The 16,708-nt window shown below is 35.4% G+C and carries 14 protein-coding genes; 9 read left to right on the top strand and 5 right to left on the bottom strand.

Annotated features, from left to right (window positions below; translation table 11 throughout):
• Window positions 1-153: 153 nt before the first annotated feature.
• Both CWS01_RS05315 and CWS01_RS05310 read left to right on the top strand, forming a co-directional pair.
• A complete protein-coding gene (locus CWS01_RS05315; protein WP_235851979.1) occupies window positions 154-2,004 on the top strand; it encodes a nitrilase-related carbon-nitrogen hydrolase in 1,851 nt (616 codons plus the stop codon).
• A 66-nt stretch (window positions 2,005-2,070) separates the two neighbouring features.
• Window positions 2,071-4,122: a methyl-accepting chemotaxis protein gene (locus CWS01_RS05310; RefSeq protein WP_101176081.1), complete on the top strand. Its 2,052-nt coding sequence runs from the start codon at window positions 2,071-2,073 to the stop codon at window positions 4,120-4,122.
• Window positions 4,123-4,251: 129 nt separating this feature from the next.
• Here the strand turns inward: CWS01_RS05310 and CWS01_RS05305 are convergent, their stop codons facing one another.
• Entirely contained in the window at window positions 4,252-5,268 is a 1,017-nt protein-coding gene (locus CWS01_RS05305; RefSeq protein ID WP_101176079.1) for an oxidoreductase, read from the bottom strand.
• Between the two features lie 237 nt (window positions 5,269-5,505).
• A complete protein-coding gene (gene rpiA, locus CWS01_RS05300) occupies window positions 5,506-6,192 on the bottom strand; it encodes a ribose 5-phosphate isomerase A (protein ID WP_101176077.1) in 687 nt (228 codons plus the stop codon).
• 441 nt (window positions 6,193-6,633) lie between these two features.
• Between rpiA and CWS01_RS05295 the strand changes: the two genes are divergently transcribed.
• The 6 genes from CWS01_RS05295 (at window position 6,634) to CWS01_RS05270 (ending at window position 12,308) form a co-directional block, all read left to right on the top strand.
• Window positions 6,634-7,224 (top strand): glycerol-3-phosphate responsive antiterminator, encoded by a 591-nt coding sequence (locus CWS01_RS05295; protein ID WP_328588892.1) that lies wholly within the window; start codon window positions 6,634-6,636, stop codon window positions 7,222-7,224.
• 18 nt (window positions 7,225-7,242) lie between these two features.
• Window positions 7,243-8,358, top strand: a complete 1,116-nt coding sequence (locus tag CWS01_RS05290) for an ABC transporter ATP-binding protein (protein ID WP_101176076.1) — start codon at window positions 7,243-7,245, stop codon at window positions 8,356-8,358.
• On the top strand, window positions 8,355-9,290 hold the full coding sequence (locus tag CWS01_RS05285) for a carbohydrate ABC transporter permease (RefSeq protein WP_101176074.1): 936 nt from the start codon (window positions 8,355-8,357) through the stop codon (window positions 9,288-9,290). The genes CWS01_RS05290 and CWS01_RS05285 overlap by 4 nt, the downstream gene beginning before the upstream one ends.
• On the top strand, window positions 9,287-10,099 hold the full coding sequence (locus tag CWS01_RS05280) for a carbohydrate ABC transporter permease (RefSeq protein WP_101176072.1): 813 nt from the start codon (window positions 9,287-9,289) through the stop codon (window positions 10,097-10,099). Before CWS01_RS05285 ends, CWS01_RS05280 begins: the two co-directional genes overlap by 4 nt.
• Before the next feature lie 88 nt (window positions 10,100-10,187).
• On the top strand, window positions 10,188-11,528 hold the full coding sequence (locus CWS01_RS05275; protein ID WP_101176070.1) for an ABC transporter substrate-binding protein: 1,341 nt from the start codon (window positions 10,188-10,190) through the stop codon (window positions 11,526-11,528).
• A 42-nt stretch (window positions 11,529-11,570) separates the two neighbouring features.
• Entirely contained in the window at window positions 11,571-12,308 is a 738-nt protein-coding gene (locus CWS01_RS05270) for a glycerophosphodiester phosphodiesterase (protein WP_101176068.1), read from the top strand.
• Between the two features lie 330 nt (window positions 12,309-12,638).
• On the opposite strand, the gene CWS01_RS05265 is transcribed toward CWS01_RS05270, so the two are convergent.
• Window positions 12,639-13,520 carry a LysR family transcriptional regulator gene (locus tag CWS01_RS05265; RefSeq protein ID WP_101176066.1) on the bottom strand — a complete coding sequence of 294 codons (882 nt, stop codon included), beginning with the start codon at window positions 13,518-13,520 and terminating at the stop codon, window positions 12,639-12,641.
• 149 nt (window positions 13,521-13,669) lie between these two features.
• On the opposite strand from CWS01_RS05265, the gene CWS01_RS05260 reads away from it, so the two are divergent.
• Window positions 13,670-14,920, top strand: coding sequence for an APC family permease (locus tag CWS01_RS05260; protein ID WP_157827558.1), 1,251 nt, complete (start codon window positions 13,670-13,672; stop codon window positions 14,918-14,920).
• A gap of 67 nt (window positions 14,921-14,987) precedes the next feature.
• On the opposite strand, the gene CWS01_RS05255 is transcribed toward CWS01_RS05260, so the two are convergent.
• Complete coding sequence (locus CWS01_RS05255) at window positions 14,988-16,022, bottom strand: sensor histidine kinase (RefSeq protein WP_235851978.1); 1,035 nt, start codon at window positions 16,020-16,022, stop codon at window positions 14,988-14,990.
• Window positions 16,019-16,696, bottom strand: a complete 678-nt coding sequence (locus CWS01_RS05250; RefSeq protein WP_101176062.1) for a response regulator transcription factor — start codon at window positions 16,694-16,696, stop codon at window positions 16,019-16,021. The genes CWS01_RS05255 and CWS01_RS05250 overlap by 4 nt, the downstream gene beginning before the upstream one ends.
• Between the last annotated feature and the right edge of the window lie 12 nt (window positions 16,697-16,708).

Below are 16,708 nucleotides of genomic sequence, written 5' to 3'. Positions count from 1 at the left end.
TTGGATGTAGCCATCTTTTTGTTTGCTTTTAAGGAGTGAAAGAGACATTTCTAGAATGGGGAGATAAAAATTATTCTACATAATCCTATTCCATATAGTTTGGGAGACCAAGCTGCTATTTAGTTTAAAAAAAGTTAAAGATGAGGGGAAACTATGCAATCAAAAAAATTAGTTAGTATACTTACACTGCTAGTATTAGTAGTAGGTCTCGTAGGGTATCAATGGAGCAAACCATATTCAACTGCTGAAGCAAAGGGGAAAATCACTCAAAAAGATATGGTTTCTAGCCCATTTAAAGTCGCTTCCGTTCAATTCAATCCGATTTTAAATGAAAGAGATAAAAATATTGAAGAGTTATTAAAAGTAACGGAACAAGCATTTAAAGAGGGAGCTAGACTTGTTGTAGCACCGGAAATGGCTACTACTGGCTATTATTATGCTAATCGTGAAGCAATCAAGCCATTCGTTGATACGATTCCTGGTAAGACGACTGCTGCTTTTGCCAAATTAGCGAAAAAGTATAATTCTTATGTTGTTTTCGGAATGCCTGAAGTAGATGGAAAAACGGATTTATATTATAATTCTGCAGCATTAGTAGGTCCAGAAGGCTATGTTGGAAAATACCGAAAAACACAAATGTGGGAAACGGAAATGCATTGGGGAGCCTGGGGAGATTTAGGTGTACCAGTGTTTGATACTAAGATTGGAAAAATAGCAATCAATATCTGTATGGATTCAGCTTATTCAGAAACTGCTAGACTTGCTGGAATACAGGGAGCTGATATCCTTGCATTTCCAACCAATTCATCTGCTCAAGCTATATCAGCATTACCGGCTAGAGCCCAGCAAAATGGAATGTACGTTGTTAGTGCAAACCGTTCTAACACCGAAGTTGGTTTCCATATGATTGGTGGAAGTGCTATCTGGTCACCAGAAGGCGATAAATTAGCTGAAGCAAAGGTAGTTATGACGGAAAGCGAAGATATTGACGAGCCAACCATCACTTATGCAACTATCGATCCGAAAAATTTTGATAACAAAAATAAGGAATATTTGGAAGGTAGAAGACCAGAACTATATAAGGATTTAATGCTTACAGTGGCACCATGGGATTATACAAAAAATACAACCCCTCATGATGTGGTAGCAGCGGCACTTCAGTATGAGCCAGTGATTGGCAACAAAGAAAAAAATAAAGAAAAAATAGAACGTTTAATTAAGGAAGCAAAATTAAAAGACTCTAAGTTGAATTTAGTTGTTTTGCCAGAACTATCATCAACAGGTCCAGTTAATAACTTACATAAAAATGAAATTAAAAAACTTGCTGAAGAAGCAAATGGTGAGACTACTCAATTCATAGCTAAACTCGCGAAAGAATATCAAGTATCTATTGTTTTTGGTATGGTTGAACAAGAAAATAATCATTTATTTAATACAGCAATCCTTATTTCTGAAGATGGTCAAACAGTAGGGAAATATCAAAAAACACATCTTAACAAAAGTGATAAAAAGTGGGCAAAAGAAGGTTCAACACTATCGGTATTTGAAACAAAAAGCTTAGGGAAAATAGGGGTTTTACTAGGGGAAGATGCTCAATACCCAGAAGCATCAAGTGTGTTAGCGGTAAAACGAGCTGACATCATTGCAATCCCTTCTGCTTGGAATGGTCAATATGGCGGAGAAATGCAGATAAATAAAACCGTCTCAGCGAATACATATCCAGAAGGGTCTATGGTTACTTGGGATGCAGTTGCAATTGGTGCACAAGCCTATACAGTTGTAGCTAATTATGTGGGTACAAAAGAGGAATATGCAGGAAGAAGCAGCCTTTATACACTTGATCCGTTGTATGCACTTGATCAACCAGTCGTAGCGTCTGCTAATAAAGAAGAAGCTTTAATCGTAAAGTTTAAGACCATTCAACCGGATGCTTGGTTTAATCAAGAATTATTAATTCTTTCAAGACAACCAGCTTATTTTAAGCCACTAATACAAGAGAATTAAACAATAAAATGAGAGAAAAAGACAATTTCTTTGTCTTTTTCTTCTTTTAGTGAGAGGTAGAAGTATATGAAGAATATGAAAGTTACTTTTAAGGTAAAGCTCTTGTTTTTTTCTCTCGCCTTATCCCTGCTGCCCATTATTTTAATTGGCTTTTTTATTAATAGTAAGGTTTCTGAGAAGACTGAACAGGACTATATCAAGTTTAGTGAAAGAGAAATTAAACAAGTAGACAATGCTATTTCCATTTATTTTGAGTCTATTAAAGAAAATGCCATGCTTTTATCTACGAATCCAGCAGTTCAATCCGTTGATAAAAGTATCACCTCCTATAAAGAGGAAACAGAGGGAGACTCTATTGAAATGACCCCTTCTAAAAACGGGGATAAAGAGAAGGAGATATTTAATTTATTTTCACAGTTTGGCAAATCCCATTCCAATGCAGCTTATGTTTATATGGGAACTTCAGATGGAGGATATATTCAATATCCAGAAGGCCCTACTACACCAGGCTTTGATCCTACAAAAAGACCTTGGTACACTGCAGCCTTAGAAAATCCAGGAAACGTGAAAATGACCAGTGCGTATGCAGCAACTGGTTCTGATTCGATTATTGTTAGCAATGTTGTGACTATTGAGCAAAATGGCAATCAAAAAGGAGTACTAGGTCTGGATGTTAGTCTGGAAGGATTAACGGCTTTAATTAAAGAAATCAGCATCGGGAAAAATGGGTATGTTATTCTAACTCAAAGTGATGGCACAATATTAGCGCATCCTAAAAATGCTAAAATGAATTTTCAGCCTATTTCAAAGCTTAACATTCCAGGATTAACAAAAACGAATAAGGATGGATCGTTTGAAACAAAACTTGATGGAAAAGAATACGTGCTAAACGTTGTTAGTTCTAAAAATGCTGGTTGGCATTATGTTTCTGTAATTGAAAAAAAGGAGCTATCAGCAACTGCAGATCAAATTCGCAATGTAATCATTATATTGGGAGTAATAGTTGCAGTCATTTCTATTCTCATATCCATTTTTATGAGTTTAAGGATTACTAACAATATAAAGAAGATAAGCGACTTATCACTGGCAATGTCCAATGGAGATTTAACTCAGCGAGTGGAAATCAAGGCAAATGATGAAATTGGAGAAATGGGTCACAATTATAATGTTATGGCAAGTAACCTAAAAGGAATGATTATGAAAATTTCAGATGGCTCACAACAACTATCTGCCACATCAGAGGAACTTGCAGCTAGTTCAATAGATAATCAAAAAGCATCTAATCAAATTGCTGAATCTATTCAAGGGGTTGCTGCAGGAAGTGATGAACAAACAAATGCAATGGAAGATACGGTTGAATTGATTAACGAAGTTTCTCAACATGTTGCCAATGTAGCTACCAGTATGAATAATGTTAGTAACTCCATTCAACTTTCTTCTGAAACAGCTTACCAAGGCAGCGATGTAGTAAACATGACAGTACAGCAAATGACTGAAATAGATGAGCATGTGACATCATCTGCTGAAAAAATTAGCGAGCTGAATGAGAAATCAAATGAAATTAGCCAGATTAGCATGATCATTCAATCCATATCTGAACAAACGAATCTCTTAGCTTTAAATGCGGCGATTGAAGCTGCAAGAGCTGGTGAACATGGGAAAGGATTTGCCGTTGTAGCGGATGAAGTCCGTAAGCTTGCGGAGCAATCGAGCCAATCTGCCCTACAAATTAATCATATTGTTAATGATATTAAAGAAGGCATTCATGAATCTATGAATTTAGTTGATAAAGGTTCAAGTTCTGCAAAAGAAGGGCTTATCCTTGTTAATAAAAGCGGCTTGGCATTTGATCAGATAACAGATTCTGTGAACACTGTATCCATCAATGTTTCCGAGGTTGGAATTGCCATGAACAAGGTGAAACGGAGAATTGAGGAAGTAGTTCAGCATATTGAAAGTGTTTCGAAAACAACCGTTAAAGTAAATGATCATTCCCAAATTGTTGCCGCTTCTTCTGAAGAATTGACTGCTTCCATGGAGGATGTTTCTTATGCTGCGCAAGAACTTGCAAAAATGGCTATTGAGCTTGAAGAGGCAATAGCACAATTTAAAATGTAATCTGCCATTAAACACTAATATGAAAGGGGGAGGGGGATAAAAATTGTATATACAATAACGTAACGGCAGGGGAGACACTCCCTTGCCGTTACGTTATTGTAGGCATTCTGATAATGAACGATTATAGTTTTATTTTAGGTTTTTAACTCCAGTTTCTAATATTTCCATTTGCAGCAATGTCTGTTCATCCGTAATGGTTTTATCTTTACCATTTGTGATGGCTTCATATAAATCATCATATACTCTTCCATAATCACCATTTACGGATTTTACCTTCTCTTCATGGATGGTACCTTCTTCATCAATATATGTAAACACACCATAATGTTCTATTTTATCTATACCAAAATCTTTGTTATCAGGCATGTAAAATAACTTTAAATGTTCTTCCTGACGATCCTTGGTTTCTTTCACAAAACATCCCTTTTTTCCATAGACGACGAAGCTTGGTCTTTCTTTCAGTCTAAAATAACTGGATTTTACAGATACTTTTAACTTACCATAATATAGATCCAAATCAAAATAATCATTCATTCTTCCTTGTCCCAATAATTGTCTTACATCATAATGTATATGATCGGGTTTGCCGAAATAGCTGATGACCTGATCCAGTGTATGACAGCCATGGCCATACAAATAGGACAATAGAGGATTAAAAGAATGAACAGACTCTGGTACTTCGGGACGATAATAGTCATAATGCATTTCCACTTCCAGCAAGTCCCCTATTTTGCCTTCTTCAATGATTTTTTGAACCGTTAAAAAGTCACTATCAAAACGTCTGTTTTGATAGGCCTGAACAATTAATTCTTTCTCTTTTGCCAATGCGAATATTTCTTTTGCCTGTTCTGAGGTCTCCATAAAAGGCTTTTCAACCAAACAGTGTTTATTATGTTCCAATACTAATTTTGCATATTCATAATGACTGTCATGTCTTGTGCAAACTACAATGAGTTGAATGTCCTTATCATTTAATAATTCATCTAAATCAGAAGTATAATTTACTCCTGCAATTCTATCCCAGCTTTCATGCTCAGGATTTCTTTGATAAATGGTTTTGACCTTTATATTTTCTCTTTGCAGTACGAATGGCAGGTGGTATCTGTTAGTGCTTTTCCCATTTCCAATATAACCAATAGTAAGCATAGTATTCTCCTAAAATATATTTATATCATTTCAATATCTGCTGGAAATATTATTCCACCTTTATTTCTTACAATTCACTGGACTTCGCAAACTAGCAGGCTATACTTCAAGATGTGGCATCTTTCTTCAAGTTTATTATTTTTAATCCTATCTTCAAATTCAATAAATTCATTAACTATATGGTGATTATTCTTATTTTCATTAATTAAGGAATAGTTCCATCATTTTAATAGATAACTATACTTTTGAAACTATTCTGACTCCATTTTCAGTGGCAATAATTATTTTGGTAACCTCTTTTGTAAATAAACCTGTTCCGATAACACCATCAATACTATTTAAATAATCATTAAGCGCTTTAAAATCTTTTACTGAATGAAATTGGACATCTATCAAAAAATTACCGTCATCAGTTATGGTATAGCCATCCTTTATATTGCTTCTTCTAACAGTTGGCACTCCTCCGATTTTTTCTACACTCTTGATTACATAACTTAAGGAATCTTTTATAACTTCCAGTGAAACCGGATATTTGCAGCTTAAAGTATCTGTAAACTTCTCTTCATCAATGAGCAAAATATAATCTTTAGCCATTGCAGCAATTAATTTTTCCTTTGTATGGACTCCACCCCCACTTTTTGAAGCATAAAAGTTTTGGTCTACCTCTCCGCATCCATCAAATGCAACATCAATCTCATCTACAAAATATGTTTCAAGCACTTCAATCTCCTTCTCAACACACAGCCTTTTTGTGTTATAAGAAGGAGTTACAACTTTCAGCTTTAATCCATTTTTTATTTCTTCACTTACATATTCTATTAAGCACTCAATATTTCTTCCTGCACCTAATCCTATAATATAATTATTTTGAATATAATTCATTGCTTCCTTTGCACATAGCTTTCTTAATTCATTAGCTTGCATATTATTTACCTTCCTATAGTCAGTATGTTTTAATAATAAACTCTTACGTTCATGATAATAATTTTATTAATGATTTTAAAATTCCAATCTCACCTACCTTGTATATGTATAAATATTATCAAGAATTTTCGAAAAAATGATAGCGTTTTATTTGTAATTATACGAACGTAAATAAGATTTGTCTAGATGCCGCTGTAGCAAAAAGACCGTTTTATAAACGGATGGATAGACCACTTTTAATTTTTTCTGTCATATATATTCCTAGCAGTTTTTTACAATTCTATACCTCCCCTTAATATCTGCTTTACATTTATCTCGTAAAGTAAAATTGTAGTTACAAGTGAATATTAAAAGCGGTTACGACATGAGAGACCACAAAATAGAAAAGCATCTTCCGTTCTTTTCTAATTTGGGGTCTTTGTTTTTAGGAGGGAAGAAGAGTTGATAAGTGAACAGGAGTTTTTTTTTAGAAGGTTAGAGGAAGATCGGGTAATTGCAGCAATTAAAAGCCCAAAAACATTTGATCAGTTTTTGCATACTAATATTCAATCGGCCTTTTTGATGTTTGGGAATATTACTGTGATTAAAAAGTATGTGGATTTGTTAAAGCAGGAAGGAAGATTTGTTTTTATACATATTGAAAAAATCTCTGGAATTAGCAATGACAAAGAGGGAGTTCGATTCATTTCTCATTATTTAAATCCTACTGGCATTATTACCACAAAAAGTTCGGTTGTTAAAATGGCCAAGCAGGAAAACTTGCTGACCATTCAACGTCTTTTTTTAGTTGATAGTGATGCAGTGAATCATGGACTAGAAGGAGCGCAGGAAATCCAGCCAGATGCTTTGGAAGTGATGCCAGGATTAATGCCAGACATGATTAAAAAAATAAACAGTCATAGCAATATCCCTATTATTACGGGAGGTTTATTCGACAGAAGGAGTCAGATGAGGGACGCGTTGGAAGCAGGGGCTTTTGCTGTATCTGCAGGTAATCCTAAATTGTGGAAATCGTTGGTTGCCATTCAATAGTGGAGAAGGGAGTTGTGCTTGATGCAAGTAGAATTGAAACAAATTAAAAAATCCTATAATCAGAAAACAGAAGTTATTAAAGGGATTGATGTAAAGATTGAACCAGGGGAATTTTTTGTATTAGTTGGTCCGTCTGGTTGTGGAAAAAGCACCTTATTACGCTTAATAGCTGGGCTTGAAAAAATTACAAGCGGAGATTTATTAATAGGAGAACAGTATGGAAATGACTTGGAGCCAAGCAAAAGAAATCTTTCAATGGTATTCCAAAATTATGCATTATACCCACATTTAAGTGTAGAAGAGAATATTATGTTTGGATTACATGTGAAAAAAATATCCAAGGAAGAACAAAAGGAAAGATGTTATCAAGTAGCTGAAATGTTGGGAATTGTCCATTATTTAAAAAGAAAACCAAAAGAGCTGTCAGGGGGCCAGCGTCAAAGGGTTGCTTTAGCAAGAGCAATTGTGACACATGCACCTATTTGTTTAATGGACGAGCCATTATCAAATTTAGACGCAAAATTGCGTACAAAAATGAGGTCAGAAATAAGACAGCTGCAAAAAAAGCTTGGCATTACGATGATTTATGTTACCCATGACCAAACAGAAGCCATGACGATGGCAGATCGAATGATGATTTTAAATGAGGGGGAAGTACAGCAGCTCGGTAAACCGCTGGATCTATATAATAATCCTGCCAATGTGTTTGTGGCTTCTTTTATTGGCTCTCCCGCCATGAACTTAATGACAGTGGATATTCTTCATTCCACCTTTCGTAATGGAAACTGGTTTTTTCCAATTAGCCACGAAATGATGGATAGGATTGGTGACAGAACAGATGTCATTTTTGGGGTCCGCCCAGAACATATTCATGTAACGAAAAAAGAAGAAGGATATCCTGTAGAGGTAGCAAATGTCGAAATATTAGGGACGGAAACACTAATTAACTTTGTCATTGCAGAAGGCATTCAGTGGATTGCAAGGTGTGCAGGTCAGCTTCCACTATCAATAGGTGATACTATCTATATTTACATAAAGAGCGAGGATGTTTTTCTTTTTGATAAAAAAAGTGAAGAAATTCTTTCTAGAAAAAAAGTAAGTGTCCCAATTGCTTCCTTGGAGGCTGTAAAATGAGCACACTTGAATTAGGCAGGTCCACAGTCAAGAAGAAGAGTAAATGGAAGGTTAATAAAAATAATGTCATGGCCACTCTTTCTGGAATAGGATACTTGTCGCCATCTATTCTATTATTTACTATTTTTCTTTTTTATCCAATGATAAGAACCATCTATCTAAGCCTGTTCTTAACAGATGTTCAAGGTAAGACCATTGAATACGTTGGTTTAGAAAACTTTACTTATCTTCTCTCATCGCCTAGTTTCTTAAATAGCGTCAAATCAACATTGCTTTTTGTCATATATACTGTCCCAGTTGGCGTAGCATTGGCATTGATATTAGCGCTGCTTGCTAATGCAAAACTGAGAGGCATCCATTTTTTTAGAACCATCTTTTCATCCACGATGGGCATGAGTGTCGCTGCTTCATCTGTTATTTGGATGTTTATGTATAATCCAACAGTAGGTATTATCAATCAGTTTTTATCCCTTATAGGATTAGAAGAAGTACCGTGGCTATTGGATCCGTCTACAGCGCTGGTTGCAGTATCTATTGCTACAATTTGGATGAATACAGGTTTTTCTTTTTTGATTTTGCTTGGAGGGTTGCAAAATATTGATAAAAACTTGTACGAAAGTGCGAATATCGCTGGAGTAAGCACTTTTTATCAATTAAGAAAAATAACTATTCCTATGTTATCGCCAACTTTATTTTTTGTTATTACTATCTCGTTTATAAACGCGTTTCAAACATTTGGACAAATTGATATTTTAACAAAAGGCGGTCCAATAGAATCTACCAATGTCATTGTTTACAGCATCTATAAAGATGCTTTCATCAACTATGACATAGGATCTGCCAGCGCCCAAGCTGTTATTCTATTTTTTTCCATGATTATGATGACATTTATTCAATTTAAGTTTGGGGAAAGGAAGGTTCATTATCAATGAGTCTTGTTAAAAAAATACTGCTCTATATACTGCTGAGCCTACTTGCAATCGTTATGTTCTTTCCTATTCTATACGCTTTGTCTATTAGTTTTATGCAAGGAGGAGAGGTGCTGCAAGGAAACGTATTGCCAAAAAGCATTCATCTAGAAAACTATGAAAAAGTATTTGGAAAGGTCCCTTTATTACATTACATATGGAATAGCTTGCTAGTCTCTACTGTCGTTATGTTTGGTCAACTAATTGTGTCTAGCTTAGCTGCATATGCATTTGTTTTTATTACTTTTAAAGGAAGAAATTTTATTTTCTTCGTATTTTTATCAACAATGATGATTCCTTGGGAAGCAACAATGGTTCCAAATTTTCAAACAGTGCAGGCATTAGGTTGGTTGAATCATTATTTAGGCTTATCCATTCCTTTTTTTGCGGTTGCTTTTGGAACATTTCTTCTTAGGCAACAATTTAAAACCATTCCTAAGGAGATACATGAGGCTTCTCAAGTTGCAGGAATCGGCAATTTTCGTTTCTTTTGGAAAATCGTTTTGCCTTATTCGCGAACAAGTTTAACTACTCTAGGAATTTATAGCTTTTTAACAACATGGAATATGTATTTATGGCCATTGCTTGTAACGAATAATGAGTCTGTTAGAACCGTGCAAATTGGCCTTAAACAACTGCAATCTCAAGAAATTGCGACAGAATGGGGTGTTGTAATGGCTGGAGTAATAGTTGTTATTCTTCCAACGCTTCTTCTCTTAATAGTTGGACAAAAAAATCTGCAAGAAGGGTTAACACAAGGTGCCTTAAAGTAAATCTTTCCTGTATCTTAAGGCAGGAGCACTCGTTTTGCTGCTATTAATCGTTTTATCCCAATTTTATCATTAAAGGAGTGTCAGTCTTATGAAAAAAGTAGGTTTATTTCTAATGATTTTATTGCTATTGCTAGTATCAGCTTGTTCCCAAAACACCAATTCGAACACAAAGGATTCAAGTAAAGCAAGTGAAGATGGAAATGGAAAGACAGAAGTAGTATTTTGGCATTCGATGAGTGGAGAACTAGAGACGGTTTTAAAGGAAATAGCAGCGGAGTATAATCAATCACAGGAAAATATTGAGATTAAGCCAATATTTCAAGGTACATATGAAGAAGCATTAACAAAGTTTAATACAGTTGCAGGTACAGCGGATGCTCCTGCAATCATGCAAACATTTGAAGTTGGCACAAAGTATATGATTGATTCAGGTAAAATTCAGCCAATCCAGAAGTTTATTGATAAAGAGGGCTATGATACAACCCAATGGGAAAAAAATATTTCTAATTACTATTCAGTAGATGGAAAACAGTATTCTATGCCATTTAACTCATCTACGCCTGTGCTTATTTACAATAAAGATGCATTTGGCAAAGCTGATCTAGATCCAGAAAAAGCGCCTCGTACATTTGATGAATTACAAAAACAAGCAAAACAATTAACAAAAGAAGATCAAACAGGATTTTCTATTTTAAATTATGGCTGGTTTTTTGAAGAGCTTTTAGCAGCGCAAGGCGGATTGTTTGTTGATGGAGAAAATGGCAGAAGCGGTGATGTAACAAAAGCGGTGTTTAATAGTAAAGAAGGGCTAAATGTATTTAATTTAATAAATGAGATGTATAAAGAAGGATCCTTCTCTAATGTAGGACAAAATTGGGATGATATGCGTGCAGCGTTCCAATCTGGAAAAATTGCGATGATTTTAGATTCTTCTGCTGGTGTGAAAGCAATGGTAGACAACTCTCCTTTCGAAGTGGGAGTATCCTATCTTCCAGTTCCAGATGAAGCAAAACGTCAAGGTGTAATTATCGGTGGTGCATCATTATGGATGTCTTCTGGAATTGATGAGAAAAAACAAGAAGCTGCATGGGACTTTATGAAATATTTATCAACGCCGAAAATACAAGCAAAATGGCATGTAGAAACAGGATATTTTGCGACCAATCCTAAAGCATATGAGGAGGAAATTGTAAAAGAAGAATGGAAAAAATATCCTCAATTAAAAGTGACGGTTGACCAGCTTAGTGAGACAATTCCATCTTCAGCTACACAAGGGGCTTTAATATCAGTGTTTCCAGAAGCAAGACAAAAAGTTGTTAATGCAATGGAAAGTCTATATCAAGGGGCTAATCCAAAAGAAGCGTTGGATCGTGCTGTAGAGGAAACAACTCGTGCAATAGAAATTGCCAATAAAAAGAGCGGAAAATGAAGCAAGATAAAAATGAATAATAGGAAAACAAAGGAGGAAATGATGGGAAAAGTGAGGATACCTTTATTTGCACATCGAGGCGTTAGCGGTCGTTTTCCTGAAAATACTATGGAAGCTTTTGAGGCTTCTAGAAGGGCTGGGGTAAGTGGAATTGAACTAGATGTCCAACTGACAAAAGATGGGACAGTAGTCATTATCCATGATGAAACGGTTAATTGCACGACAAATGGACATGGATATGTCAAAGACCTTACCGACCAAGAGATTTTTAAATTGGATGCAGGAAGCTGGTTTCATTTGAATTTTTCAGGAGCAAAAATCCCAACATTAGAAGAGTTCTTCTCATGGGCAGTACAAGAAAATAATCAACTTATAATCAATATTGAATTAAAAAATGATGTGGTTAATTATAAGGGATTGGAGGAAAAAGTAATTGCGTTAATAGAGCAATATGATTTAGAAGACCGAATCATCTTATCTTCTTTTAATTGGGAAAGCTTAAGAAAGGTAAGAGATTTAAAACCTGTAATTGAAATTGCCCTTTTAGTGAAAGGGATAAATGAAGAGGCAATAGCAGAGGCAAAGGCATTATATGCAAAAGCTCTTCATACAGAGATTAGTTTTGCAAGAAGTGAATATGGAAAGATAGCCTGTGAGGAAGGGCTGTTATTAAGAATTTATACTATTAATGATGGAAGAGACATTCAGTCATTGCCTGTTGAAGTTGATTGTATCATGACAGATTTTCCAGAAAGGTTTACATTCAAACAGTCCATATAATTACGCTTATTCTAGGAAAGATAGCATTGTTTACTCTGCCGCTAGCAAAATTATTGGAAGAGGAGCAAATGCTATCTTTTTTTATAATAACAGTTATCTGGCTTGCCTCATTATTTTTGCGTCTTCTGTTTGAATTTATGGATAGAATGCATATAAAAAAGTGAGGATATTTGGATAAAGTGGAACTTCAATCAGTGGGGGGGTCCACGTTCTTCACTGATTATTAGTGGAACCCATCAGGCTTTTACGGGCAATTTTCTCCCCACCTAGATTTCTGGTTTTCTTTCATCATCCCTTAGGTGGCGGAAAAGCCCGTTAATGCATGATAAATTATTTTTTTGTGCGTTTTTTCTGTTTCTCCACTTCAAAGTACTGCCTCGCTTCCTCGATAAAATAATGAACGATTGGAGAGACCCATCTGCTTTTATGGTAAAAAAGAAATGTTGCAACCTTTCCATGTTTTTCATCTAGACGTTTAGCTATTAACTTTCCTTCTTTTAGTTCATTTTGAATGGTGATCTCAGGAACAAGAGCCATGCCTAATCCACATTGGACACACTTTTTAATAGCTTCAATGCTCCAAAATTCATGAAAGGATGTTGGAGACATTTTTTCCTCTGCAATAAATTTATCCATTAAGGAACGATAGGGACAATTGCTTTCTGAATAAAGGATAGAGTTAGGCTGAAGTTGATGAGGAGAAAAAATAATGCTCATATGCTCATCTGTCATTTTTTCCATTTCCAATGCTGGCTGGCTTTTCAAATCTAAATTAAGCAGCAATGCAATATCTAAATCACCAATTTCTACTAAATGTTGAATTTCCTCACATGTTCCTACTCTCACAGATAAATGTACATCCGGAAATTTTTCTTTATATGCTTGAATGATAGAAGGCAGGCGATAAACCGTTAAAGACTCCGATGCCCCAATTGTTATTTTTCCTTTTTTTGTAATAGAGGACTGATGAAGCTCCTTCGCTGCTTTGTGCAAACGCAGCATCTCATTAGCATACGGAAGAAAAGACTTACCCAGCTCTGTTAAGGAAATACTTTTTCCGAGCCGATCAAATAATGGCCCTTCCAACTCATTTTCTAATGCTTGTATATGGGCAGTAATTGTGGATTGAGCATATCCAAGATAATGAGCCGCCTTGGCAAAACCTCCAGCCTCCACGATTGATTTGAATGTTTGTAAATGACGAATTTCCAATCTAAACCCTCCTATTATCGGAAAAACCGATATTATCTATCGTATATATCTATTTTACTGAATTGTAAATAGTGAATACAATAGGGAGTAAGAAATGAATATGCGTATTTGTTTTTGATATGAACATTATTTTGAAAAGAGGAAAGCAAATGAAACAAAAAAAGATTGGCTCAATTACGTTAAGCGGTTTAATTATTGGACCTCTTTTAGGGTCAGGAATCATATTATTGCCGCCTATTATATATGATATTTCAGGAAATTATGCGATTTTTGCATGGCTGTTGATGTCTATTATTGGAATATTTTTTGCTTTGCTTTGTGGAGAGTTGACGCTCATGTTTCCAGGGGAAGGGGGTATTGGAAACGCGATTGAAAAAGCCTTTGGTCTACGAATGAAAAACCTTTCTTCGATTTTTTTAATGTTTGCCGCATTTATGGGACCAATTGCTGTCATGATGACAGCAGCAGAATATTTGCATGCCTGGCTATTTACATCATCCATTAAAGTAGAGTGGATTGCTATTATCCTTTTAGTCTTAAGTGGACTAATTTTACTATTTCGATTGACTTTTCTTGGAAATCTATCCCTTGTCATTTCATCGATTGCTGTTTTGATTTTAACAAGTGGGAGTGTGTTTTCTCTGCTGTTTCACCATCGAAATGAATTTATGCTTCAAGAATTTCATGTTCCTTCATTTGGACACAGTTTGTTGTTGCTGTTTTGGATTATTGTTGGGTGGGAAATCATTGGAAACTATTCTGAAGAAGTAGAAAATCCAAAAAGAACGATTCGCAAAGCTGTTTTTTTAAGTGCTTTTGTCATTACATCAGTTAATCTGCTTATTGCTGCGGCTGTGCAATGGACGGACTTCTCAAGTGGCCAATTGTCTATTCAATTGACAGGCATTTTATATCCTCTATTCGGGGGACTATCAATTGGGTTATTGACGATTGTAGCGGCAGGTCTTTGCTTAACAACATATTTGATGGTGGCGGGGGGAGTATCACGATTAATGGCATCGTTGTCGCAATCAGTGCCGGCACTTTATTTTCTAACAAAAAAATTGAAAAATGGCGCACCGATTGCATCCATTCTATTACTTATGGCGATTCATTTAATTGTTGCATCATTTGTCATGCTTCAGATTATTACAGTGGAAAATCTTGTTGCTCTTGCGAATGCATTTTTCATCTCCAACGCTTTGATTGGCATACTTTCAGCAGTTAAACTATTCACAAATCGACTCATGAAAGGAATAGCTATTTTTTTAAGCATTTTATTTGGACTTTTGCTGCTTCGATCTTCTAGTGTAGCTTTAATTATTATTATGTTTCTTACGCTCTTATTTACCTGTTATAAACAGGGTTACAGATGGGCAAGATTTCGAAAAGCAGGATAGGTATTGGGAAAATTCATAAGGAAATAAAAAAGCAGACGACAAAATCTGCTTTTTTGCTTATTTAGATTTACAGAATAGGAAGTACAACCTTAAACGTTGTCCCTACCCCCAACTTGCTTTCAACCGATATTTGTCCTTCGTGCATTTCTACAATTTTTTTCACAATGGATAACCCTAAACCACTGCCGCTTTTGGTTCGGTCTCTTGCCAAGTCTGCTTTAAAAAATCGCTCGAATACATGAAGCTGGTCTTGTTCTGAAATGCCGATTCCTGTATCTGTTATCGAGATGACTGCCTGATGTTCTATTAGTTGTAAACGAATGGAAAGTTGCCCGCCGCTTGGAGTAAATTTAATGCTGTTATGGATGAGATTTGTCCATACTTGGCTCATTAATTCTTCATCTGCAGTGATGAATAGTTTGTCTAATGATACATCCATTTCTAATTCTTTTTCTGTCCAATTTGGTTCACATGCTAAAATAATATGCCGAATTTGCTGATCCAGCCGGTAACTGTTTTTCTCAAATGGATGTTGTTCTGATTCAAGAGACGTTAGTTTGAGGAGATTATCACTTAGTTTGGATAATCTCCTGCTTTCTGTTTCTATTATAGTGAGATAATGATTTCTTTCTTCTAATGTTAGTTCATTATATTGAATTGCTTGAGCAAAGCCAACAATCGATGTAAGGGGCGACTGTATTTCATGTGATACATTGGAGATAAACTCTTGCCGCATTTCTTCCATTTGTTTTAATTGTTTTGTCATATGATTAAAATGGCCAATAAGTTCACTTATTTCATTTTGTTCATCTAGTTCAAAGTCTAGCTGCACATTAAAGTCGCCATTTGCGATTTTTCTTAAAGCGGCAATAATTTCTTGAACAAAATGCTGGCGTTTAGAATGATGGAAAAAATGAATCAAATAGCCAAGAAGAAACATGATGAGAAGGCTTAATAAAATCGTTGCCAGATAGTGTATATAGTTTGGCAAATTTATAGGCAGGAGTTGAATAAGATAGTATCCTGCCGAAAAGCTAAATGTTGTAAAGGATAAAAAAAACAGTATGCCAACTATATGTTTAAAACGTTTTTTCATATTCATATCGATTTCAGCTCTAAACGGTACCCAAGTCCCCAAATCGTTTTAATTCGAAAAGGGGAGGATGTCTCTGGAAATCTCTCTCTTACTCGTTTAATATGAACATCAACAGTCCGTTCATCGCCTTCATAGTCATAACCCCAAATGTTTTCAATCAGTTCTTCCCGGGAGAAAGTTTTTCCCGGATAGCTGCCTAGTTTAAACAGCAGTTCAAATTCTTTTAAAGGGAGGGTATATTCCTGGTCTTTGTAAGAAATTTCATATGTGCTCCGATTCATTTTTAGGTCTCCAATTGTTAATGTTTGTGAAATGGTAATATTATAGCGTTTTAATAATGCTTTGACACGCATAACCAATTCGATTGGTTCAAATGGTTTCACAAGATAGTCATCTGCACCTAAACCGAAACCTTTTACTTTTTGTGATGTTTCACTTTTTGCCGTCAGCATTAAAATAGGAATATCGCTGAAACTTCTTAAATTTTGACATAGTTCCCACCCATCCATATTTGGCATCATAATATCAATAATGGCTAAATCGACTTTCACCTTTTCTGTAAGTGTTAAAGCTTGAATCCCATCATCTGCTTCATATAGGTCAAATCCCTCTTTTTTCAAAAAAAGCTGGATGAGTTCCCGGATATGGGAATCATCATCCACTATTAAAATTTTGGTCATATAGGCTCTTTC

The sequence above is a fragment of the Niallia nealsonii genome (assembly GCF_002835805.1).
Taxonomy (GTDB): Bacteria; Bacillota; Bacilli; order Bacillales; family Cytobacillaceae; genus Niallia; species Niallia nealsonii.
The sequence above is the reverse complement of the archived record's forward strand: the minus strand, read 5'-3'. Positions and strand labels throughout refer to the sequence as shown.

Excerpts from the sequence above, each read along its gene's own strand:
- CWS01_RS05275 (WP_101176070.1), top strand. The coding sequence starts at position 10,188 with ATGAAAAAAGTAGGTTTATTTCTAATGATTTTATTGCTATTGCTAGTA.
- CWS01_RS05260 (WP_157827558.1), top strand. The coding sequence starts at position 13,670 with ATGAAACAAAAAAAGATTGGCTCAATTACGTTAAGCGGTTTAATTATT.
- CWS01_RS05285 (WP_101176074.1), top strand. The coding sequence starts at position 8,355 with ATGAGCACACTTGAATTAGGCAGGTCCACAGTCAAGAAGAAGAGTAAA.
- CWS01_RS05315 (WP_235851979.1), top strand. The coding sequence starts at position 154 with ATGCAATCAAAAAAATTAGTTAGTATACTTACACTGCTAGTATTAGTA.
- CWS01_RS05255 (WP_235851978.1), bottom strand. The coding sequence starts at position 16,022 with ATGAATATGAAAAAACGTTTTAAACATATAGTTGGCATACTGTTTTTT.
- CWS01_RS05250 (WP_101176062.1), bottom strand. The coding sequence starts at position 16,696 with ATGACCAAAATTTTAATAGTGGATGATGATTCCCATATCCGGGAACTC.
- rpiA (WP_101176077.1), bottom strand. The coding sequence starts at position 6,192 with ATGCAAGCTAATGAATTAAGAAAGCTATGTGCAAAGGAAGCAATGAAT.
- CWS01_RS05310 (WP_101176081.1), top strand. The coding sequence starts at position 2,071 with ATGAAGAATATGAAAGTTACTTTTAAGGTAAAGCTCTTGTTTTTTTCT.
- CWS01_RS05305 (WP_101176079.1), bottom strand. The coding sequence starts at position 5,268 with ATGCTTACTATTGGTTATATTGGAAATGGGAAAAGCACTAACAGATAC.
- CWS01_RS05270 (WP_101176068.1), top strand. The coding sequence starts at position 11,571 with ATGGGAAAAGTGAGGATACCTTTATTTGCACATCGAGGCGTTAGCGGT.
- CWS01_RS05280 (WP_101176072.1), top strand. The coding sequence starts at position 9,287 with ATGAGTCTTGTTAAAAAAATACTGCTCTATATACTGCTGAGCCTACTT.